This is a genomic window from Leifsonia sp. SIMBA_070, from assembly GCF_046534635.1.
GTDB lineage: Bacteria > Actinomycetota > Actinomycetes > Actinomycetales > Microbacteriaceae > Leifsonia.
In genome coordinates, this window is record NZ_JAWRYK010000001.1 from 1,163,738 (window position 1) to 1,185,185 (window position 21,448).

The window sequence follows — 21,448 nt, forward strand, 5'->3', positions numbered from 1 at the left end:
GGTTCAGCGGGCCGGCGGCGCGGTCGAGGCGCGCACCACCAGGCGGGCGGGTGGCAGGGCGACATCGCCCGGCTCCCCGTCCTCCACCAGCCGCAGCAATGCGGTGGCGGCGGCGATGCCCCAGCCGCCGGGGTCGTTGTCGAGGGTGGTGAGGGACGGGTAGACGAACGACCCGATCTGGGAGCCGTCCAGTCCGGTGACGGAGAGCTCGCCCGGCAGGTCGAGCCCCCGTTCGTGCGCGACGCCCATCCCGGCGATGGCCATCGGGTCATTGCCGTAGACGATCGCCGTGGGGCGGTCCTCGCCGTCGAGCAGGGCGGCTGTGGCGGCAGCCCCCTGCTCGGGCGAGAAGTCGGTGGGGACGATGAGAGGGCGGAGTCCTGCTTCGTGGGCCGACCGTTCGAAGCGTTCCCGGCGCCGGAGTCCGTGCAGCATCCGCTCGTCGCCGGACACGTGCGCGATGCGGCGGTGACCCAGCCCCACCAGGTGCGCGACGAGGTCGTCGATGCCGGCGTCGTAGTCGCGCGTGATGACCGGGAACGGGCTGCCACCGGGAGGGGCGCCCAGCGACACCGCGTACGAGCCGAGCCGCTCGATGAGGGGGATGCGCGCGTCGTCGGCGAGTAGGTCGGTGAGGAGGAAGCCGTCGACCCGCTTGTCGGCGGCCAGGCGTGCGTAGGCGCGCTCTTCGGCCGCAGCGTCGGGCACGACGGTGAGGACCAGGACGTTCCCGCGCTCGGACAGCACCGTCTCGACCCCGGCGATGAAGGCGGCGAAGAACGGGTCCACCTCGATCGTGCGCGGCTCGCGGCGGAGCACGAGACCGAGCGCGTACGCCCGTCGCGTGGTCAGTCCGCGTGCGCCGGGGTGCGGCGTCCAGCCGAGCTCCTTCGCGGTCTGCAGGATACGTTCACGCGTCTCGTTCTTGACACCGGGCCGGTCGTTGAGGGTGAGCGACACCAGCGACTTGCTCACGCCGGCAACCCGCGCGACGTCGTTGATCGTGACGTTGGCCGGGCTCATCGCGGGCTCACCGTGGTGAAGCCGCCCGGCGGCACGACCACGAAGCCGTGGGCGCCGACGGTCTGCGACCGCCCGACCAGGCGGCCCGCGAAGTCGTACGCAGTCGCCGTCACCGGTGCCGACGCGTCGATCCGCTGAGGAACGGGGAGCTTGGTCGCGTTCACGTAGACGTCGAGGGAGGAGCTGCCGGTGAGGCCCAGATGCGAGACGACCGGCTGCACGATGACGGCGTCGAGCCGGGCGGTGCCGTGGACGGTCGCGGTCAGAGCCGTCGCCTGCGCGGGAACCGGGACGGGCAGCGTCTGGGGGAGCAGGAACACCGGGCTCGGGGCGATGCCCTGCTCTCCCGCGCGGACGTTGTCGCTGTGTCCGAGGGGAAGCGCGAAGCGACCGACAGCGGCGGTCCAGCTGGTCGTCCCCGAACCACCGGGGCCGAGGTCGGCGATCGGCAGGATGCGCGCGGCCGGGTGACCGGCGGGAAGCGCGATGGTCACCGTCGAGCCGTCTGCGGCCTGAAGGTAGGCGCCGCCGGACCAGTTGGCCGAGCCCGTCCAGGCGGACGGCGGGGTGACCGTGGTGACGGGGCCGGTGGTCGTGCCGCTCTCGGCCTCCACGACCGTGAGTCCAGCGGTGACGGCGGTCCGGGTGAGCGAGGTCGCTGCGCGGGCGATCGCGGGATGCGCATCCAGGGCCAGCATGCTCAGCTCGGTGTGGATGACCGACTCGGCTCCGCAGTTGCGGTTGACCGTGCCGTCGGCGGCGATGCCGTCGACGCAGACACCGGTCGCCGGATCGTAGGCGGGCGTCCCGGCGCGGTTGGCGCCGAAGTACCACGCGGCCTGTGCCCCGGCGAGAGCGGCGAGCCCGGTCGCGTGCGTGGCGTCGGAGGCGGCGACCAGTCCTTCGAGGCGGGAGTCGACGCCGTACGCGATCTGGGTGCGGTCGGCGGGCGTGGGTGTCCAGCCGTTGTCCGGGCCGCCGGTGGTGAGCAGTTGCGCGGTGAACTGGGCCAGGTCCGTCGACGCCGCGGTCTGCAGCCGGGTGTCGCCGAGCACGCCGGCGGCCGCGGTGAGGGCTGCCGGCTGCATGCCGGCCCAGGCGTGCCAGAACGTCGGGGAGTTCGCTTCCGGCAGGAGTGCTCCGAACGGCCACTGGCCGATGCCGCCGCTCTGCAGCCGGGAGACGCCGTCGGCGTAGCGCGCGAGGGCTGTCCGCGCCGTGGTGTCACCCGGCTGGGCGCCGACGAACGCGCTCAGGCCGAGCACGGCCTCCGCGGTCGCACCGGCGCTGCCGACGATCAGCCAGCCGGGGACCGTCACCCCGTCGGCGACCTGTGTCTGCGGGTACTGCCCGAGCGACTGACGCTGGAGCGCGCCGAGCGCGAGGTGCATGCGATCGGCCAGGAACGACGCGAAGGCCGGGTCGGCAGACCGGAAGCCCGCGTAGCCCTCGCCGAGTGCCCACACGGTTCGTGCCAGCCAGAACGACTCGGCCGAGTCGGACGGGTCGGGCAGCTCCTTCGGAATCGCGGACGGGTTCAGCGTGCCGTCGTGCTGCTGCCAGAGCACCACATTGCCTGAATTCGGGCCCTCGGAGGTCTGCAGATAGGTCAGCGAACGCAGCAGCTCGTACGCGCTGGTGCGGCTGCTCGCCGTGCCGTTCTGCTTCCAGTCGCGCAGGTACACGACGGCGGCACGCGAGATGTCGTCCGCGTCGTAGGCGCCCTGTGCGTACCACCCGCGTGCCGCATCGGTGATCGGGCCGCCGCCGACGCGATGGAAGCTCCCGTCGGACTGCCGGTCGGCGTAGACCCAGGGCGCCCGCGCTGTCGGCTCCTCCGCTGCCCGGTAGGTGGTGTGCCCCGCGACCCCCGGCAGGAGTGGGACGTCGTCGAGCAGGAAGTCGAGGTGGGAGAGGTTGGTGAGCTTCGCCGGCGCCGGGGTGGCGGCCTCGCTGGTGACGTTCACGCCGGGATTCGCGGCCTGGGCGGGCAGTGCCGCACCGGTGACGGCGAGTGCCGTCCCGAGGACGAGGGCGAGCGCCGCCCGCGGCATGGTGACTTCTCGGTTGCGCATCGTCGCGGCCCCTCATGGTTGCGCGCCCCAGGATCCAGGGCGTCATCTAAACCGGTTTAAAGGACGGTAGGCCCAGCTCTCGGGAAAGTCAATGCGGACTCTTGCGGACGCCCCCGGCCCGCGACCAGACTGGCCGCACCGCGACCGACCGCGCCGCACCGATGGGGCAGGAGGATCACCTGTGGAGTACAAGGACATTCCCACCAAGGCCGACGTCGAACAGATCGCCGCGCTGCGGAAGCCCGGCTGTGTGAGCATCTACCTTCCGACCGGCACGACGCCGGCCGAGGCCGACCGGGCGCGCATCGAGCTCAAGAACCACCTCGCCAGCGCCGCGCGGGCTCTGGAGGAGCTGAAGGTCGACAAGGCCCGCATCCGGGCGGTGCATCTGGAGGGGGAGCGCATCCTCGACGACCGCGACTTCTGGCGGTACCAGTCCCGATCCCTCGCGGTGTTCCTCGACGGCGACCTGGCCGAGACGTTCCGCCTGCCGAACCGGCTCGGCACGTCCTGCGAGGTTGCGGACCGCTTCTACGTGAAGCCCCTGCTGCGGGCGCTGACTTTTCCGCAGTCGGCGCTCATCCTGGCGCTGGCGGGCAACTCGGTGCGGCTGCTCCACATCACGCCGGATCTCCCTCCGGAACGCGTCGACGTACCGGGGATGCCGCGTGACGTCGCAGCGGCGGTCGGCCTCTCGTCGGTGAGCGGCCGGTCGCCGGATGGCCGCGTCCAGGGATCCGAGGGCCAGAAGGTCCGGATGCTGGAATACGTGCACGCGATCGATCGCGCCCTGCGCCCGGTGCTCGCGAATTCCACCGAGCCGCTGATCCTCGCGTCGTCCGAACCGCTCACCGGGATCTTCCGGGGCGCGGCGGAGCACCCCCGGCTGGTCGCCGAGACGATCGCCGGCAACCCGGAGGACAAGACGGACGCCGAGCTCGCCGCCGCCGCGCGCGGCGTTCTCGACCGGTTGTACGCGAGCAAGGTGGCCGCTCTCCGCCAGACCTACGAATCGCGCATCGCCGCGGGCACGGCGCTCGTCGACCTGAGCGACATCGCCCGCGCGGCGACCTTCGGCGCGATCGAGTCCCTGGTGATCGACATCGAGCGCCGCGTCCCCGGAACAGTCGACGAGGAGACCGGCGCGATCTCCTTCGGCCCGGACGACGCGCAGGGCGACTACGGGGTGGTGGATGAGATCGCGCGACGGGTGCTGACCTCCAACGCCCCCGTCTACGCCCTGCGCGGGGAGGACGTCCCGGGCGGAGGCGCCGCCGCCGCGGCGGTGCGCTACCCCGTCTGACCCGCGGGTATCACCGCTCAGCGGCGGGGACGGACCGCCAGCACCAGGAACTCCTGCACGGCGGCGAGCCAGTCGTATACCGCCCGCTGCATGGCGGAATCCTGGTCGTGGATCTCGCCCTCGTCGCCGTCCTGGTGGATGCCCAGTCGCGCCGCGAGGACCAGCCGGATGTCGGTGATCGTCCGCAGCCAGGCGGTCGCCTGCGCGGCGTCCAGGGAGACGGTCACCGGGCCGTCGAGCGCGTCGCCGAGCGTCTCGATCACCGTCCGCGCGCCGGCCTCCTTGCGTTCGGCGAGCCCGGCCGCGGTGAACCGGCGGAACTCGGCCGACGCCTCCGGGTCGTCCGGGTAGGCATCCGGCAGCAGCCGCCGCAGGGCGGGATCGCCCGGGGCGCCGTCCAGATCCTCCGCCGCGGAGGCGCGCGCCAGCTCCACCGCCTCCTCGGCCAGCGAGAGCAGCAGCCGCGCCTCATCCGGCCGGAAGCGCGCGGACACCGTGCCGTCCCGCCGGCGGCGGAACGGGATCACTGGTCCGCCTTCCGGAGCGTGGCCCAGAGGCCGTAGTCGTGCATGGCCTCCACGTGCCGTTCCATCTCCTCGCGCGTGCCGGTCGCGACGACCGCCTTGCCCTCGGTGTGGACGAGCATCATCAGGCGCTCCGCCTCCTTGCGGGGGAAGCCGAAGTAGGTCTGGAAGACGTACGTCACGTAGCTCATCAGGTTGACGGGGTCGTTCCAGACGATCGTGATCCAGGGCGAACCGAGCTCCAGGAGCTCGTCGGTCCTGGTGTCCTCGAGTGTTCCCGCTTCGGTCGCGGGGGCCGAGCTCACAGCGCGACGCCCCCGATCGCGTCCGCGGCGCGGACCAGCGCGAGGTGCGTCAGCGCCTGGGGCGTGTTCCCGGCGTGCGAGTGGCCTTCCACGTCGTATTCCTCGGACAGCATACCGACGTCGTTCGCCAGGCCGACGAGCCGGTCCATCAGCCGGACGGCGTCCTCCCGACGGCCGGAGGTGGCGTACTGTTCGACCAGCCAGAACGAGCAGGCGAGGAACGGGTGCTCGCCAGGCGGGAGGCCGTCGACGCCCGTCTCGGTGCGGTACCGAAGCAGCAGCCCATCGCGGAGCAGGTCCTCCTCGAGCGCCCGGACGGTGCCGAGCATCCTCGGGTCGTCGGCGTCGACGTACCCGACCTGCGCGAGCTGCAGCAGGGAGGCGTCCACTTCGGTGGAGCCGAAATGCTGCACGTACGTGCCGCGGTGCGCGTCGAACCCGTTGGCCTCGATGTCGGCACGGATGGCCTCGCGCTCCCGCTTCCACCGTTCGACCGGGCCGTCGAGACCGTACTGCTCGACCGCGCGGATGGCGCAGTCGAAGGCGGCCCAGACCAGGCCCCGGGAGTGGGTGAAGTGCTTGGGCTCGTCGCGGATCTCCCAGATGCCGTGGTCGGGCTCGCGCCAATGCTGCTCCAGGTAGCCCATCAGCGCCCGCTGCAGCGCCCACGAGAAGCGTGTCTCCGGGTTGCCGGCGCGGCGGCCGCGGTCGAGGGCGAGCATCACCTCGCCGACCACATCGGACTGGAACTGGGTGGACGCGCCGTTCCCGATCCGTACCGGATGCGCGCCCTGGTAGCCGGGGAGGCTGTCGATGATGCGTTCGTCGAGGTCGCGCTCACCGGCCAGTCCGTACATGATCTGCACGTCGCCCGGGTCGCCGGCGATCGCGCGCAGCAGCCAGTCGCGCCAGTGGTCGACGTAGTCGTTGTAGCCGTGGGCGAGGAGGACGGCGATGGTGAGGGAGGCGTCGCGCAGCCAGACGTAGCGGTAGTCCCAGTTGCGTTCGCCGCCGAAAGCCTCCGGCAGGGAGGTCGTCGCGGCGGCGACGATGCCGCCGGTCTCCAGGTGCGAGAGCGCACGCAGCAGGAGGAGCGAGCGCACCACCTCGTCGCGGTACGGGCCCTGGTGCTCGCAGCCGCCGGCCCAGTCCGTCCACCACTCGCGGGTGTGCTGCAAGGCGGACTCGACGTCGAGCGCAGGCGGAGCGACCCGATGCGAGGGGAACCAGGTGAGGACGAGGTCGACCGTCTCGCCGGCGGCGACGGTGAAGGTCCCCTGATGCGAGTGGTTGGCGGCGTGGAGTTCCGTCCCGCGCACCACGATCGCGTCCGGGCCGGCGACCGCGATGAGTGCGTGCGGGTGCTCCGACTTCTCCTGTCGTACCCACGGTATGGCCGAGGCGTAGCCGAACCGGATGCGCAGGTCCTGCTGCATGCGCACCTTCCCGCTGACACCACGCACCCGCCGGATGATGTCGGCGCGGTGGTCGTCCATCGGCATCAGGTCGGTGACCTCCACTTCGCCGGTGGGCGTCACCCACCGGGTCACCAGGATCATCGTGTCCTTCTCGTACTGCCGGGTGCTGATGGCGGACGCGTCGGAGGGCGCCACCAGCCAGCGGCCGTGGTCTTCTGTGCCGAGCAGTGCGCCGAACATCGAGCGGGAGTCGTAGCGCGGAAGGCACAGCCAGTCGATGCTTCCGTCCTTCCCGACGAGGGCCCCGGTGAAGCAGTCACTGATCAGGGCGTAATCCTCGATGGGGAGCGACATATTCCCAGTATGGCCGTACTGTGATCGGCATGACGCAGTCCGTGGACACTCTTGTGATTCTCGGAGCATCAGGCGATCTGACCTCGCGCCTCCTGCTCCCCGCCATCGGACAATTGCTCACAGACCAGCCCGATCGAGCCTTCACGCTGGTCGGGTCGAGCAGCGACGAGCTCGACGATGACGGCTGGCGCTCGATCGTCCAGACGTCGTTCGCCACCGTGGAGGCGAAGGGCGAGGCCGTCGATCGGCTCCTGGCGAGCACCCGCTACGTGAAGGCGGATGCGACGAGCGCCGACGATCTGAAGAGCCTGCTGGACGCCGTGGAGGGCGTACCAGGACTGTACTTCGCGCTTCCACCCGCGATCACGGCGAAGGCGTGCCGGGCGCTCGGCACGTTCCCGTTGCCGAAGGGGCTGACGCTGGCGCTCGAGAAACCGTTCGGCACCGACCGGGAGAGCGCCATCGCGCTGAACGCGCAGCTCGCCCAGCTGGTACCGGAGGACCAGATCCACCGGGTCGACCACTTCCTCGGCCGGTCGAGCGTGCTCAACGTCCTGGGGGTGCGCTTCGCCAACAGCATCCTGGAGCCGATCTGGGACGGGCTGCACATCCAGAGCGTGGACGTCATCTACGACGAGACCCTCGCTCTCGAAGGCCGCGCCCGCTACTACGACGGCGCCGGCGCACTGATGGACATGATCCAGAGCCACCTGCTGCAGGTGATGGCCGTGCTGGCGATGGAGCCGCCCTCGACGCTGGGCGCGGAAGACCTGCGCGACGCGAAGCAGCTCGTGCTGCGCGCGACGAAGGTCTGGGACGGCGATCCCGTCGCCGCGAGCCGCCGCGCCCGTTACGCAGCAGGCGAGATCGACGGCCGCACGTTGCCGGCCTACGCCGACGAGAGCGGTGTCGACCGGTCGCGGGAGACCGAGACACTCGCCGAGGTGACGCTGCAGATCGACACGTGGCGCTGGAAGGGCGTGCCGTTCACGCTGCGCTCCGGGAAAGCCCTCGGGAGCAGGCGGCGCGAGATGGTGATCACCTTCGCTCCGGCACGGCAGGTTCCCGTCGGGCTCACGGGCGCATCGGAGCCGGTGAAGCTGCGGCTGATGTTCGCGCCGGACGAGATGTCGCTGGAGATCAACATCAACGGCTCCGACGACCCGTACGAGCTGGAGCGCGCCACGCTGAAGGCCGAATTCGGTCCTGGCGCGCTGCTGGCCTACGGCGAGGTCCTGGAGGGCATCCTCGACGGCGACCCCACGCTGTCGGTCCGGGCCGACACGGCGGTCGAGTGCTGGCGGATCGTGGAGCCGGTGCTCAGCGCGTGGCGCGACGGCAGGGTACCGATCGAGGAATACCCGGCGGGGTCGCAGGGGCCGGCGGACTGGACGCCGCTGGGCTGAAGTCCGCTGGGCTGAAGTCGGCTGGGCTGAGCGCTGCCGCGGTCGGCGTCGTCCGGTTCAGGCGGCGGTGCGGTGCGAGACGAGCGGGAACTCGCCGGTCACCGGCTTGCGGAGGTCCGTCCACTGCGTGATGGGTGCGGGCTCCCAGCTGAACGCGGCCGGCTCGGCCTCGGCGACGGGAGCCTCCACCACTGTGTGGGGAGCATCGGCGTCGACCTGCGTAGCCGTCGGTGCAACCTCGGTGTCGACAGCGACCGCGACAGCCACCGGCTCGTCGGTGACCGCCGGGGCGAGGTGCTGCGGCTCGGAGAGCGACTCCCCGGCCTCCAGCCGTCGGCGGGCCTCCGCGATCGCGGCGGCGATGCCGACCGAGACGGACTGGGCGAGGATCGAGTGGAAGATGGTGTCGGTGTCGTCGTTCGCGCGGCGGACGACCGTCCACTCGCCGTTCTCACCGATCAGCTCGGCCACCTTGGTGTGCACGAGCTCGAGGATCTGGGCATCCGTCAGCTGCGGAACCGGAGCCGCCGGCTCTGCCGCAGCGTGTCGCCTACGACCAAACATCGCGCACCCCTTCCAGGTTCACCTTTGAATACAAGTGTCCTGGACGTTTCTGGTGCGACACGGCGCAACACGCCGGGAATTCTGCGGAAATCTCCGGGTCAACGGCCCTTTCGTGCGCCGATGGGCGTCGACTCGCGCTCGGAGGCCTCCTTCGACTCCTGCAGCACCGCTCCGACGGCGAGAGCGAGCGAGATCGCCGCGTTGATCCACATCAGGGGGACACGCCAGTCGCGCACGCCCTTCTTGGACGACTGGACGGTGGTCCACAGGCCGAAGGCCGCACTGAGCACGGCTCCATTGAAGAGGTACTTGCGCATCCCGTTCCTTTCGCTGTCGTCCCGTAGCGTACGCTTCCACCGTCGGGACCGGGAGGAGGAGGATGCGCACCGCGATCGTGGGCGCCGTGCTCCTCGTGCTCGGCGGCATCGCCGTGGCGACGGGCCTTCTACCGATCGCGGAGGCGGTCGCGCTGTGGGACCGCGTCTGGCCCATCCTGCTGTTCGTCGTCGCCATCACCGTGGTGACCGAGCTGGCGGCCGAGGCCGGCGTCTTCACCGTCCTCGCACAGCAGACCGCGCGGTGGGGCCGCGGACGCGCCTGGGTGCTGTGGCTCCTGGTGGTCGTGGTGGCCGCGCTGAGCACGATCTTCCTGTCGCTCGACACGACCGCCGTGCTGCTCACGCCGGTGGTCATCGTGATGGCCAGACACGCCGGGCTCAGCCCGCTCCCGTTCGCCCTGACGACGGTGTGGATGGCGAACGCCGGCTCCCTGCTGCTCCCGGTGTCGAACCTCACGAATCTGCTCGCCCAGCACACGATGGGCGACCCGACCCCCGCGGCCTTCGCCGCGCTGATGCTGGCGCCCGCGCTCGTCGCCATCGTCGTGCCGATGATCGTGGTGTTCGTCATCGCCCGGAAGTCGCTGGTCGTCCGCTACGAGACGGGGGAGGAGGACGGCATCGAGGACCGGGTGCTGTTCTGGGTGTCCGGCGCCGTGGTGGTGGCGCTCATCCCGCTGCTCGTGTCCGGACTGCCGGTCTGGTTGCCGACGACGATCGCGGCCCTGCTGCTCGCCGTGGTGTTCCTCGTCCGACGGCGCGGCGTCGTGCGCTTCGGTCTGCTCCCGTGGCAGCTGGTGCTGCTCGCCTCCGGGCTTTTCCTGTTCATCGAGGCGCTGCACGCGATCGGCCTGGGCGCGCTCATGGCGGCGGTCTCCGGCACCGGCGACTCGCCGCTCGCACTGCTGCGCCTGTCGCTCACCGGGCTGGTCGGCGCGAACGCGATCGACAACCTCCCGGCCTACCTGGCGCTGGAGCCGGTGGCCGACAGCCCTGCCCGGCTCGCGGCCCTCCTGATCGGGGTGAACGCGGGCCCTCTGATCACGCCGTGGGCGTCGCTGGCGACCCTCCTCTGGCACCAGCGGCTGACCTCGTTCGACGTGGAGATCCGCTGGAGCCGGTACATGCTGCTCGGGCTGATCGTCGCGCCGGTGACGGTGGTGCTGGCGACCGTCGCCCTGGCGCTCACCGTCTGACCCCGGCTGCAAACTACTCGTCCCGACATGCCGTTACGCCTGCAGGCGTGACGGCATGTCGGGACCACTCGATGCACTACTCCGCCGGGAGGAGCTGCGCCGCGTTGATCACGCGTCGCCGGGCCACGGCGATCAGTGCGAGCGCGAACCCGAACGCCGCCCACAGGAGCAGGCCGCCGAAGCCGCGCCACGCGTTCGCCGAGCCGTCGATGGCCCCCTGAAGCGCCGTGATCGCGGGCGACGTCGGCAGCCAGGGGAGCGCCGCGTCGAAGAAGCCGGGCGCCGTCGAGACGATGCCGGAGGCCAGGGTCACCACCACGACCAGCATCGAGAGGAACCGCCCGATACCGCCGAGCAGGGCGACGAGCCCGTGGTTCACCGCGGCGAACGCGACCCCGGCGGCAGCGGCCAGTGCGGCGAAGCCGAACCAGTGCCCGACGTCCAGTCCGAGGGCGGGCGCCATCACGCCGGCGACGAGCGCACCCTGCACGACGCCGAGGACCGCAGCGGGCACGAAGCCGTCCAGCGCGATCAGCCCGGCGGCCCGGGAGGTGAGCAGCGCACGGCGGGAGAGCGCCTGCAGCACCAGGAAGGTGGCGAGCGCGCCCAGCCACAGGGCGACGGAGGCGAACAGCGGGATGCTCGACGTTCCGAACGCGGTCGTCCCCGACGCCTTCTGCGTGACCGGCTCCGCGGCCACCTTGGACAGGCTCGTCCGCTCGCCGCTGTCGTAGCTGGGCAGCTGCGTGACGGCGGTGTGCAGGCCGGTGGCGAGCGACGACGCTCCGGAGGCCGACTGGTCGGCGCCCGAGGCGAGCGCGGGGATGCCGTCGCTCAGCTGCTGCACGCCGGTCGCGAACTGCTGGGCGCCGTCCGCCGACTGCGACGCGCCGGAGGCCAGCTGCTGGGCGCCGGAGGCGGACTGCGCCACGCCTCCGGTGTACTGGCCGAGCTGCCCGGCGAAGGTCTGCGCTCCGGTCGCCACGCCCGCGGCGTATGCCTGCGCGGTGTTGAGGTTGGTGAGCTGGCCGGCCAGCGCGCTGCAGAGCGCCCCGAGCTTCGGATCGACGATGGGCGGCGCGCAGTTCTGCTGGGTCGCCGCGGTGATCCCGCTCGCGGCGGGCGTCAGGGAGGACGAGGTGGCGGTCGCGGAGTCGGCCAGTTTCTGCGCGCCCTGCTGCAGAGCCGGACCGTTCGCGGCGAGCGTCCCGAGTCCATCCGCCAGCCCGGACGTGCCGTCGGAGAGCTGCGAGATCCCGCTCGCCAGCGAGGACGCGCCGGTCGAGAGCTGCGCGGCCCCATCAGCCAGCTGGTGCGTGCCGCCGGCGAGCTGGGTGAGCCCGCTCGACAGCTGGTCCGCGCCGGTCGCCGCCGTGCCGAGCTGTTCGCTGAGCGTGTTGAACCCGACGTAGACGTTCGCGATGTACGTCGACGTCAGCTGCTTGTTGAGCACCGAGGTCGCCGTCGTGGTGACCGCCTGGCTGATCGCCGGGTCGACGAGCTTCGACTCCTTGCTGGTCCGCACGTCGATGGTCGCCTGCGTGGCGTCGGCCGCCGAGCCGGCGGTCGACGTGGCGGCCTTCGAGAAGTTCTTCGGGATGGTCACGACCGAGACGTACTCGCCGCTCGCCAGTCCCTTGTTCGCGTCCTTCTGGTCGGTCAGCACCCAGCTGAAGTTGTCGCTCTTCGTGTCGAGCAGCCCTGCGGCCATCTGCCGCCCGAGCGGCACCGTCTGTCCGTTGACCTTCACCGGCTGGTCGAGGTTGACGACCGCCGCCTTCACGTCGTGCAGTCGCTCGGTCGGGTTCCAGAGCGCCCAGACGAGCAGTCCGCCGATGACGATCGGCACCAGCAGGATGCCGACGATGGTCAGCCAGGTGACGCGCTTGTCGGAGCGCATCCGCTCCAGCGAGAACAGGGAGCGCGGGCGGCGCAGCGGGGAGGTGGGGGTCGTCATCAGGCGTTGGCCTTCTCGAGGTGGGCGCCGTGCTCGGCGCGGTCGGGGTCGGAGGTGTCGGAAGCGGGGACGGCGGAGGCCCGGGGCTCGTCGTCCAGGTCGACGGACGTGGGCTCTGCGGTGTCGGGCAGGAGATCGTCCAGCCCGGAGGGGTCGACGCAGCTGACCACGAGGGCGAACGGCCGCTCCTCGACGCGGGCGCGGCTGAGCGCGGCGGTCAGCTCGGCGCGGATACGGCGGCGCTCGACCGGGTCGGTCATGCTGTCCACGGCGTCGAGCGCGAGCAGCTGCGGCCGGCTGGCGAGCGCGTGCCGGAGGTCGTCGACCGGCGTCTCGGCGGCATCCATCCGAACGACGGAGGTGCGCGAGCGGACCGCGGAACCGCGGGTGGGGAGGACGAAGCCGGCGACCTTGACGGTGCCCTGGTCGACGCGGGTGCGGCCGGTGATCGCCATCAGCAGGGCGAGCGCCGCAGTGCGGTCGCCGCCGTGCACGACCAGCACCTCGCCGTCGCCGAGGCGGAACGACACGTCGCCGACCAGCTGCCGCTTGCGAGCGGTCACGCTCAGCCCGTCGGCCGCGGCGACGGCGCCGGATCCCGGCTCCGGCCAGTCGGCGAGCTCCAGCTCCTTCTGCAGGCCGTCGCCCTCCACGTCGAACGAGGGGAGGATGCGGTCGAGCCAGCGCGGCATCCACCAGGCCTTGTCGCCGAGGAGCTGCAGTACGGCGGGTACGAGCGTCATGCGGACGATGAAGGCGTCGACGAAGACGCCGACGGCGAGCCCGAGGGCGATCGGCTTGATGGAGGCGTCCCCTTCCGGCACGAAGGCGGCGAAGACGGAGATCATGATGATCGCGGCAGCGGTGACGACCTTCGCCGAGCCGACGAACCCGCTCTGGATGGCACGCCGTGCGTTCCCGCCGTGCACGTAGTCCTCGCGGATCCGGCTGACCAGGAACACTTCGTAGTCCATGGCGAGGCCGAACAGCACGCCCATCAGGATGATCGGCATGAACGAGATGATCGGGCCCGTCTTGTCGACGTGCATGACATCCGAGAGCCAGCCCCACTCGAAGACGACGGTCACGGCGCCGAACGCGGCGCCGACGGAGAGCAGGTAGCCGAGCGCCGCCTTGATCGGCACGGCGATGGAGCGGAACACCATCGTGAGCAGGATGAGCGACAGCCCGACCACGAGGATGCCGAAGGGGAGGAGGGCGTCGCCCAGCCGGGACGACACGTCGATCTGCGCGGCCGTGTTACCGGTGACCTTGAGGTCGACGCCGTACTCGTCGAGGAAGTGCTGGTGCTTGGAGCGGATCTCGGCGACCAGGTCGGCGGTCTTCTGGTCGTTCGGGCCTGTCGTCGGGACGACCTGGACGATCCCCGTGTCGGCGGTCGCATTCGGCGTGGCGAGCGGAACGGAGGCGACGCCGGGAAGATCGGCGATCTCGTCGCCGATCTTCGTCATCAGCCCGACGGGGTCGGTGCTGGAGATGATCGACCCGGTGACGATGAGCGGACCGTTGTAGCCGGGGCCGAAGTGGTCGGAGACGAGGTCGTACGCGACGCGCGCCGGGGAGCTCTCCGGCTGCGAGCCGGCGTCGGGGAGGGCCAGTCGCAGCTGCAGGGCCGGGATGGCGGCGATACCGAGCCCGACGATCACCGCGATCACGGTGACGATCGGGATGCGCGTGACCGCCCGGACCCAGCCGCGGAAGAACCCGCCGGGGATTTCGGCAGTCGCCGCGTGCGCGATGGACGGCGCAGCGGTCGCCGGTTCGGGTGCGGCCTCCGTCGCATCCGCTGCGTTGTCCGCGTCGGCTGCGGTCTCGGCGCGTCGCCGCTTCTTCTCCGCACGGGCGGCCTTGCGGCGCCCGGGCGTGAGCCGCGCTCCCGCGAAGCCGAGCATCGCCGGCGTCAGCGTGAGCGCGACCAGCACCGCGACCGCGACGGCCGCGGACGCGGCGATGCCCATGGTGGTGAGGAACGGGATCCCGGCGACCGCGAGGCCCGCGAGCGCGATGATCACGGTGATGCCGGCGAAGAGCACGGCGGAGCCCGCCGTCGCCACCGCACGCGCGGTCGACTCCTCCGGTGGCACTCCCGCCTTCAGCTGGCCTTGATGCCTGCTGATGATGAAGAGCGAGTAGTCGATCCCGACGGCGAGACCCAGCATGAGGGCCAGCATCGGAGTGGTGGACGAGATGGAGCCGAACAACGTCGCCACGAAGATCAGGCACATCGAGATGGCGACGCCGAGCAGGGCGGTGATCAGCGGCATGCCCGCCGCCAGGAACGACCCGAAGGTCACGATGAGGACGACGAGTGCCACGCCGACGCCGATCAGCTCTGTGGCCGACAGCGTCGGCAGGTTCTGCGAGAACAGCTGGCCGCCCACCGCGGACTTCGAACCCTCCGGCAGCTGCTTCGCCAGGTCGGCTCCTGCGTCCTTGACCGCCGTCTTGGTGGCGTCGGTCACCGTGGTCATCTGGCCCTTCAACTGGACCGTGATGATCGCGGCCGAGCGGTCGTCCGAGATGAGGTTCTTGACCTGCTTCGAGTACGGCGAGGAGACGCCGGAGACGCCAGCGATGTCGCCGATCGCGGTGACAGCCTTCTCGATCGGCTGCTTCACGTCGCTGTCATCGACGGTCTGACCGTCGGGAGCGACGACGACGACCTGCGCCGTCGTGCCGCTGACCTGCGGGAACGTGCGGCTCAGCGTGTCGAGAGCCTCCTGCGACTCCGTTCCCGGGATGCTGAAGCTGTTGTCGGTGCCCTGGTTGAACAGCAGTGCGCCGCCGCCGAGCACGGCGAGGAGGGCGATCCACACGATGACGACGAAGCGGCGGGCGCGGTAGGCCCACCGGCCGACCGAGTACAGGAGCGAGGACACGGGTTCTCCAGTGGGTGAGTACCGAAAGCGACGACAAGGGTTCGATACATCCTTGTATCCGTACAGAACCGTATCGGATACACTGCTGTATCGAAGTCGGATTCAGGAAGGTTTCAGCTTGAACAGCACGACTCTCAGTAAGGCCGCGCCGGCCGATGGGCCCGACGACGCGCCCACCGAATCGGCACGCCGTCAGCGCACCCGGGCGCGCCTCCTCGACGCGGCGTTCGAGGTCTTCGCTGAGCACGGCGTCCGCGCGGCAAGCGTCGAGACCATCGCCGAAGCCGCAGGCTTCACGCGCGGCGCCTTCTACTCCAACTTCTCCAGCAAAGAGGAGCTCTTCTTCGCCCTGATGGAGCGTGAGAAGACGATGCGGCTGGAACAGCTCGACACGGGCGTCGCCCAGTTCCTGACCCCGCTCGTCGGGCAGCACGGAGCAGAGCTCGGCGACCAGGAGGTCGTCCAGACCATCACCCGCATCCTGGAGCTGCAATCCGACGACCGCCGCTGGTGGCTCGTGCAGGCCGAGTTCCAGCTCATGGCGCTCCGCGACCACTCGATCGCCGCCGACTACCTGCGCTACCAGGACGAGTTCTTCGCCGACCTCACCGAGATCGTCGTCGAGGCCCTCAGCAGCGCTCGCCGCCGGTTCACCATCGACCCGGAGGAGGCGGTCCGGGTCATCGCCGAGCTCTGCGCCAACGGCGAGGCGCGTGCGGTGCTCGCAGACGACGAGCGCAGTTTCACCGAGCGGCTCTCGGCGTCCGTTCCGGCCATCCTCCTGGCGCTGACCGAGCGGATCTGAGCGTTCCCCAAGGGTCCGCGGCTACAGTCTTCAGGATGCGACCCGAAGCATCCCGAGACCACCGCGCACTGCGGCCCTCCCGCGTGCTCCGTGCCGTCGCCGTTCTGGCGGCGGCCTCCGCTGCGCTGCTGCTGACTGCCTGTTCGGGGTCGCCGACGAGTGCCGAGACCCCGCGTGCTGCGGCGACGGCCGTACCGGCGCCCACCTCGACCCCGGATCCCTTCCCCAAAGAGCCGTTGACGGCCTCCACACGGTACGTCGCCCTGGGCGACTCCTTCGCCGCCGGGATGGGCGCCGGCGCCGAGCAGGGCTCGTGCCGGCTCAGCGCCAACAGCTACCCGTCGGTGTTCGCCAGGAAGTCCGGCATCGACCTGATCGTGAACGCGGCGTGCGCGGGAGCCACCACCTCCGACCTGCTGAAGCACCAGCTGATCGCCCTCGACGACCGGACCGACCTGGTCACCGTGAGCATCGGCGGCAACGACCTCGGCGTGGCCGCCATCGCCGGGGACTGCGCCGCGGGCAAGGCGACGGCATGCCGCAACGAGGTCACCGCGGCGCTGTCGCTGCTGAACGTTCTGCCGGACCGGCTCGACACCGTCTACAGCGCCGTCGCGCAGGCGGCTCCGAACGCACGCATCGTCGTCACCGGGTACACCCTCCTCTATGACGCCTCCGATCCGAATGCCCCGGACTTCCAGACGGCCGCCGCGATCAACGCGGCGACGCTCGGGCTCAACGAGGTGATCAGGCAGGCCGTGGACGACCAGCGGGCCGAGGGCAAGCCGATGACCTACCTGCCCGTCGACTTCGCCGGCCACGCCATCGGCGACAGGAGGCCGTGGCTCAACACGTCGGGCTCGGCTGTCTTCCACCCGACGGCCGCCGGGTACACGGAGTACGCGAGCCGGCTGGTCCAGCTGCTCGGCACAGCGCATTGACCGTCCCGGGGCGGCCTTCGAGGACGCTGGTACCCTGACTGGTGTCTCACGTCCCGACCCTTCGAGGGAGTTGACCCACCATCACCGCGACGCCTCAACCGACGAACTCCGCGACCGATACCGTGCCGGACGGTGACACGTACGAACTGATCATCGTGTCCAACCGGCTCCCCGTCGACCGGGTGGTCGACGAGAGCGGGAACGCGGACTGGCGGCCGTCGCCCGGCGGTCTCGTCGCGGCGCTGGAGCCCGTGATGCGTTCGCAGGACGGCGTCTGGATCGGCTGGGCCGGCGTCGCGGGCGAGGAGATCGAGCCGTTCGAGGCCGGTGGCATCAACATCCTGCCCGTCCCGCTCTCCGACCAGGAGCTGCAGGAGTACTACGAGGGCTTCTCCAACGACACGCTGTGGCCGCTGTACCACGACGTGATCGCCCAGCCGAGCTACCACCGCGAGTGGTGGGACACGTACGTGCGGGTGAACCGGCGGTTCGCCCAGGCCGCGGCGTCGGTCGCCTCGGCGGGCGCCGTCGTCTGGGTGCACGACTACCAGCTGCAGCTCGTCCCTGCGATGCTGCGCGAACTGCGGCCCGACCTCGTGATCGGTTTCTTCAACCACATTCCGTTCCCGCCGTACGGCATCTACTCGCAGCTGCCGTGGCGGCGCCAGATCATCGACGGCCTGCTCGGCGCCGACGTCATCGGCTTCCAGCGCGTCGCCGACGCGGGCAACTTCTCCCGGGCCGTCAGGCGCCTGAAGGGCTTCGAGACGCGCGGGCCGATCATCGAGGTGCCGATCGACACCGACGACCCGGAGGCCGGCTCGCACCGGCACGTTACGGTGGACCGCCGCGGCGGCCTGGTGCGCACCGTGCTCGCGCGGGCGTTCCCGATCTCCATCGACGCCGACCAGTACCAAGAACTCGCGCGGCGGCCCGAGATCCAGGCGCGGGCCCGCGAGATCCGCGAGGAGCTCGGCAACCCCGAGAAGATCATGCTCGGCGTCGACCGCCTCGACTACACGAAGGGGATCGGGCACCGCCTCAAGGCGTTCGGCGAGCTCCTGGAGGAGGGGCGCGTGCGGGCGGAGGACGTCACACTCGTGCAGGTCGCCAGCCCCAGCCGGGAGCGGGTCGAGACGTACCGGCAACTGCGCGACGAGATCGAGCTGACGGTCGGCCGCATCAACGGGGACTACTCCACGCTGGGTCACACCGCGATCGCGTACCTGCACCACGGCTACCCCCGCGAGGAGATGGTGGCGCTGTACCTCGCCGCCGACGTGATGCTGGTGACCGCCCTGCGCGACGGCATGAACCTGGTCGCGAAGGAGTACGTGGCGACGCGCGTGGACGAGGACGGCGTGCTCGTCCTCAGTGAGTTCGCCGGCGCCTCCGACGAGCTGCGCCAGGCACTGCTGATCAACCCGCACGACATCGAGGGCCTGAAGGCGACCGTGATGCAGGCGCTGGCCATGCCGAAGCGCGACCGCACGCGGCGGATGCGTGTCCTCCGCAAGAAGGTGCTCACCAACGACGTCGCCCGCTGGTCGGCCTCGTTCCTCGACGCCCTCACGCGTCGGGCGCACGGCGACCACCCGCTGCAGGACCCTCCGGTCAACCGCCGCTGAGTCCTGTGCCGCCTCCCCCCTTTCGCCTCCCGCCACCGCTCTCCGCAACTCCCGCTGAAGGACGCATGACCGACACCGCCTCCCACCGCCCGTCCGACTCCGCCCTCGCCCTCGCCGGCGCGCTGCAGAAGCTGGCGAGGGCCGACCGGCTGCTCCTCGCCCTGGACTTCGACGGGACGCTGGCGCCCTTCGTCGACGTTCCGCGCGGCGCGCGGGCGTTGCCGGAGTCGAAGGCTGCTCTCGACCGGCTGGAGCGGCTGCCGCGAACGTGGGTGGCGTACGTCTCGGGTCGCCCGCTGACCAGCCTGGAGACCGTCACCGAGGCCGACGCGGACGCGCTGCTCATCGGATCGCACGGCGTCGAGATCCGCTTCGGCCGCGACGGGGTCTCGCTCGACCTGTCACCGGAGGAGCAGGACACGCTGACCCGGCTGGGGAAGGCGCTGGGCAACCTGGTGGACAGCATCCCCGGGACCAAGCTGGAGACCAAGCCGGTCGGTTTCGGCGTGCACTACCGCCAGGTGGCGGGGGAGCGCGGCGCCGAAGTCGTCTCCCGCGCCAGGGAGGCTGCGGCGAGCGTCAGCGATGCGCTCACCATCCGCGACGGCAAGGACATCATCGAATTCTCGGTGCGCGAGGCGCACAAGGGCGACGGCGTCGAGCGCCTGCGCCAGTACACGCAGGCCACCGCGGTGCTGTTCGCCGGCGACGACGTGACCGACGAGGACGGCTTCACCGTCCTCCGCCCGGACCGCGGCGACGTCGGCATCAAGGTCGGAACGGGCGAGACCGCTGCGCAGTACCGCGTGGCCGACGAGCGCGCCATCGCGACCCTCCTGGGCCTGCTCGCCCAGGCCCGCGAGGCCCACGTCGGCTGATTCGTCCTCCGCACATTCGTGACGAATGCGGCGTTTGCGCGCCGCTATCCCCACATTCGTCACGAATCGTGCGCGGTGAAGGGGGAGGCGGCACATGGTCGGAGCGGCATTCGAGACGTCCTAGAGTTGTTCCATGCCTGAAGTCGATTGGAAACCGCGTTCGCGCGTCGTCACGGACGGGATCGAAGCCACCACCAGCCGCGGGATGCTCCGCGCCGTCGGCATGGGAGACGAGGACTGGGAGAAGCCGCAGATCGGCATCGCCTCCTCCTGGAACGAGATCACCCCCTGCAACCTCTCGCTCGACCGTCTCGCGCAGGGCGCGAAGGAGGGCGTGCACGCCGGAGGCGGCTACCCGCTGCAGTTCGGCACCATCTCCGTCTCCGACGGCATCTCGATGGGCCACGAGGGGATGCACTTCTCGCTCGTGTCGCGCGAGGTCATCGCCGACTCGGTGGAGACCGTGATGATGGCGGAGCGCCTCGACGGCACCGTCCTGCTCGCCGGCTGCGACAAGTCGCTCCCCGGCATGCTGATGGCGGCAGCGCGGCTCGACCTGTCGGCGGTCTTCCTCTACGCGGGCTCCATCGCCCCGGGCTGGGTGAAGCTCTCCGACGGCACCGAGAAAGACGTCACCATCATCGACTCGTTCGAGGCGGTCGGCGCGTGCAAGGCCGGCAAGATGAGCGAAGAAGACCTCAAGCGCATCGAGTGCGCCATCGCTCCGGGCGAGGGCGCCTGCGGCGGCATGTACACCGCCAACACCATGGCCTCCGTGGCCGAGGCGCTCGGGATGAGCCTCCCGGGCTCCGCTGCGCCGCCCTCGGCGGACCGCCGCCGCGACTACTACGCGCACCGCTCGGGCGAGGCCGTCGTCAACCTGCTGCGCAAGGGCATCACGGCGCGCGACATCCTGACCAAGAAGGCGTTCGAGAACGCGATCGCGGTCGCGATGGCGTTCGGCGGCTCCACCAACGTCGTGCTGCACCTGCTGGCGATCGCCCACGAGGCCGAGGTCGATCTCACTATCGACGACTTCAACCGGATCGGCGATAAGATCCCGCACATCGGCGACCTGAAGCCGTTCGGCAAGTACGTGATGAACGACGTCGACCGCCACGGCGGCGTCCCGGTCGTCATGAAGGCGCTGCTCGACGCCGGACTGCTCCACGGCGACTGCCTCACCGTGACAGGCAAGACCGTCGCCGAGAACCTGGCCGAGATCAACCCGCCCGCACCGGACGGCGAGGTCATGCGGACGCTGGACAACCCCATCCACCCGACCGGTGGCATCACCATCCTCAAGGGCTCCCTGGCTCCGGACGGCGCGGTCGTCAAGACGGCCGGCTTCGACGCCGAGGTGTTCGAGGGTCCCGCGCGCGTGTTCGAGCGCGAGCGGGAGGCGATGGATGCGCTGACCGAAGGCCGCATCTACGCGGGCGACGTGGTCATCATCCGCTACGAGGGTCCGAAGGGCGGGCCGGGGATGCGCGAGATGCTCGCCATCACCGCGGCCATCAAGGGCGCGGGTCTCGGCAAGGATGTACTACTATTGACGGACGGACGATTCTCAGGCGGCACAACCGGCCTGTGCATCGGCCACATAGCACCCGAAGCGGTGGACGCAGGTCCCATCGCCTTCGTGCGCGATGGTGATCTGATACGGGTCGATATCGCGGCTCGCTCCCTCGACCTACTTGTCGACGAGTCAGAGCTGACCGCCCGCCGTGAAGGCTGGGCGCCTCTTCCTCCGCGCTATACCCGTGGCGTTCTCGCGAAGTTCTCCAAGCTCGTGCGCTCCGCAGCAGAAGGAGCGGTCACGGGCTAGGGCTT

General features: G+C 70.6%; 17 protein-coding genes. 8 read left to right on the top strand and 9 right to left on the bottom strand.

The window, feature by feature from the left end; all coding sequences use genetic code 11:
• Positions 1 to 3: 3 nt before the first annotated feature.
• Complete coding sequence (locus SB754_RS05455; protein ID WP_410781334.1) at positions 4 to 1,023, bottom strand: LacI family DNA-binding transcriptional regulator; 1,020 nt, start codon at positions 1,021 to 1,023, stop codon at positions 4 to 6.
• Entirely contained in the window at positions 1,020 to 3,098 is a 2,079-nt protein-coding gene (locus tag SB754_RS05460) for a hypothetical protein (RefSeq protein WP_410781335.1), read from the bottom strand. Before SB754_RS05460 ends, SB754_RS05455 begins: the two co-directional genes overlap by 4 nt.
• 181 nt (positions 3,099 to 3,279) lie before the next feature.
• Here SB754_RS05460 and SB754_RS05465 point away from each other — a divergent pair, with 181 nt between their 5' ends.
• Positions 3,280 to 4,401 (top strand): hypothetical protein, encoded by a 1,122-nt coding sequence (locus SB754_RS05465; RefSeq protein ID WP_410781336.1) that lies wholly within the window; start codon positions 3,280 to 3,282, stop codon positions 4,399 to 4,401.
• A 17-nt stretch (positions 4,402 to 4,418) separates the two neighbouring features.
• Here the strand turns inward: SB754_RS05465 and SB754_RS05470 are convergent, their stop codons facing one another.
• Genes SB754_RS05470 through SB754_RS05480 form a run of 3 tightly spaced genes read right to left on the bottom strand, consistent with a single transcriptional unit; the run spans position 4,419 to position 7,002 of the window.
• Entirely contained in the window at positions 4,419 to 4,928 is a 510-nt protein-coding gene (locus SB754_RS05470) for a DUF2017 domain-containing protein (protein ID WP_410781337.1), read from the bottom strand.
• On the bottom strand, positions 4,925 to 5,230 hold the full coding sequence (clpS, locus tag SB754_RS05475; protein WP_410781338.1) for an ATP-dependent Clp protease adapter ClpS: 306 nt from the start codon (positions 5,228 to 5,230) through the stop codon (positions 4,925 to 4,927). Before clpS ends, SB754_RS05470 begins: the two co-directional genes overlap by 4 nt.
• Positions 5,227 to 7,002 carry a glycoside hydrolase family 15 protein gene (locus SB754_RS05480; protein WP_410781339.1) on the bottom strand — a complete coding sequence of 592 codons (1,776 nt, stop codon included), beginning with the start codon at positions 7,000 to 7,002 and terminating at the stop codon, positions 5,227 to 5,229. The genes clpS and SB754_RS05480 overlap by 4 nt, the downstream gene beginning before the upstream one ends.
• Positions 7,003 to 7,031: 29 nt before the next feature.
• Here SB754_RS05480 and SB754_RS05485 point away from each other — a divergent pair, with 29 nt between their 5' ends.
• Positions 7,032 to 8,408, top strand: a complete 1,377-nt coding sequence (locus SB754_RS05485; RefSeq protein WP_410781340.1) for a glucose-6-phosphate dehydrogenase — start codon at positions 7,032 to 7,034, stop codon at positions 8,406 to 8,408.
• 57 nt (positions 8,409 to 8,465) lie between these two features.
• On the opposite strand, the gene SB754_RS05490 is transcribed toward SB754_RS05485, so the two are convergent.
• Together SB754_RS05490 and SB754_RS05495 are read right to left on the bottom strand one after the other, a co-directional pair.
• The gene (locus tag SB754_RS05490; RefSeq protein WP_410781341.1) at positions 8,466 to 8,972 is read right to left on the bottom strand and encodes a hypothetical protein; all 507 of its coding nucleotides are present in this window, start codon (positions 8,970 to 8,972) and stop codon (positions 8,466 to 8,468) included.
• Between the two features lie 98 nt (positions 8,973 to 9,070).
• Positions 9,071 to 9,289 (bottom strand): hypothetical protein, encoded by a 219-nt coding sequence (locus tag SB754_RS05495; RefSeq protein ID WP_410781342.1) that lies wholly within the window; start codon positions 9,287 to 9,289, stop codon positions 9,071 to 9,073.
• A 62-nt stretch (positions 9,290 to 9,351) separates the two neighbouring features.
• Between SB754_RS05495 and SB754_RS05500 the strand changes: the two genes are divergently transcribed.
• Positions 9,352 to 10,506, top strand: coding sequence for an SLC13 family permease (locus SB754_RS05500; RefSeq protein ID WP_410781343.1), 1,155 nt, complete (start codon positions 9,352 to 9,354; stop codon positions 10,504 to 10,506).
• A 76-nt stretch (positions 10,507 to 10,582) separates the two neighbouring features.
• Here the strand turns inward: SB754_RS05500 and SB754_RS05505 are convergent, their stop codons facing one another.
• On the bottom strand, positions 10,583 to 12,463 hold the full coding sequence (locus SB754_RS05505) for a YhgE/Pip family protein (RefSeq protein ID WP_410781344.1): 1,881 nt from the start codon (positions 12,461 to 12,463) through the stop codon (positions 10,583 to 10,585).
• Positions 12,463 to 15,363 carry an MMPL family transporter gene (locus SB754_RS05510; protein WP_410781345.1) on the bottom strand — a complete coding sequence of 967 codons (2,901 nt, stop codon included), beginning with the start codon at positions 15,361 to 15,363 and terminating at the stop codon, positions 12,463 to 12,465. Before SB754_RS05510 ends, SB754_RS05505 begins: the two co-directional genes overlap by 1 nt.
• A gap of 118 nt (positions 15,364 to 15,481) precedes the next feature.
• Here SB754_RS05510 and SB754_RS05515 point away from each other — a divergent pair, with 118 nt between their 5' ends.
• The 5 genes from SB754_RS05515 (at position 15,482) to ilvD (ending at position 21,443) form a co-directional block, all read left to right on the top strand.
• A complete protein-coding gene (locus SB754_RS05515; protein WP_410781346.1) occupies positions 15,482 to 16,168 on the top strand; it encodes a TetR family transcriptional regulator in 687 nt (228 codons plus the stop codon).
• Between the two features lie 35 nt (positions 16,169 to 16,203).
• The gene (locus SB754_RS05520; RefSeq protein WP_410781347.1) at positions 16,204 to 17,109 is read left to right on the top strand and encodes an SGNH/GDSL hydrolase family protein; all 906 of its coding nucleotides are present in this window, start codon (positions 16,204 to 16,206) and stop codon (positions 17,107 to 17,109) included.
• Positions 17,110 to 17,231: 122 nt separating this feature from the next.
• The gene (gene otsA, locus SB754_RS05525) at positions 17,232 to 18,737 is read left to right on the top strand and encodes an alpha,alpha-trehalose-phosphate synthase (UDP-forming) (protein ID WP_410781348.1); all 1,506 of its coding nucleotides are present in this window, start codon (positions 17,232 to 17,234) and stop codon (positions 18,735 to 18,737) included.
• A 65-nt stretch (positions 18,738 to 18,802) separates the two neighbouring features.
• Positions 18,803 to 19,615 (top strand): trehalose-phosphatase, encoded by an 813-nt coding sequence (gene otsB / locus SB754_RS05530; RefSeq protein WP_410781349.1) that lies wholly within the window; start codon positions 18,803 to 18,805, stop codon positions 19,613 to 19,615.
• Positions 19,616 to 19,748: 133 nt separating this feature from the next.
• Positions 19,749 to 21,443, top strand: a complete 1,695-nt coding sequence (gene ilvD, locus SB754_RS05535) for a dihydroxy-acid dehydratase (RefSeq protein WP_410781350.1) — start codon at positions 19,749 to 19,751, stop codon at positions 21,441 to 21,443.
• The last annotated feature ends 5 nt before the right edge of the window (positions 21,444 to 21,448 follow it).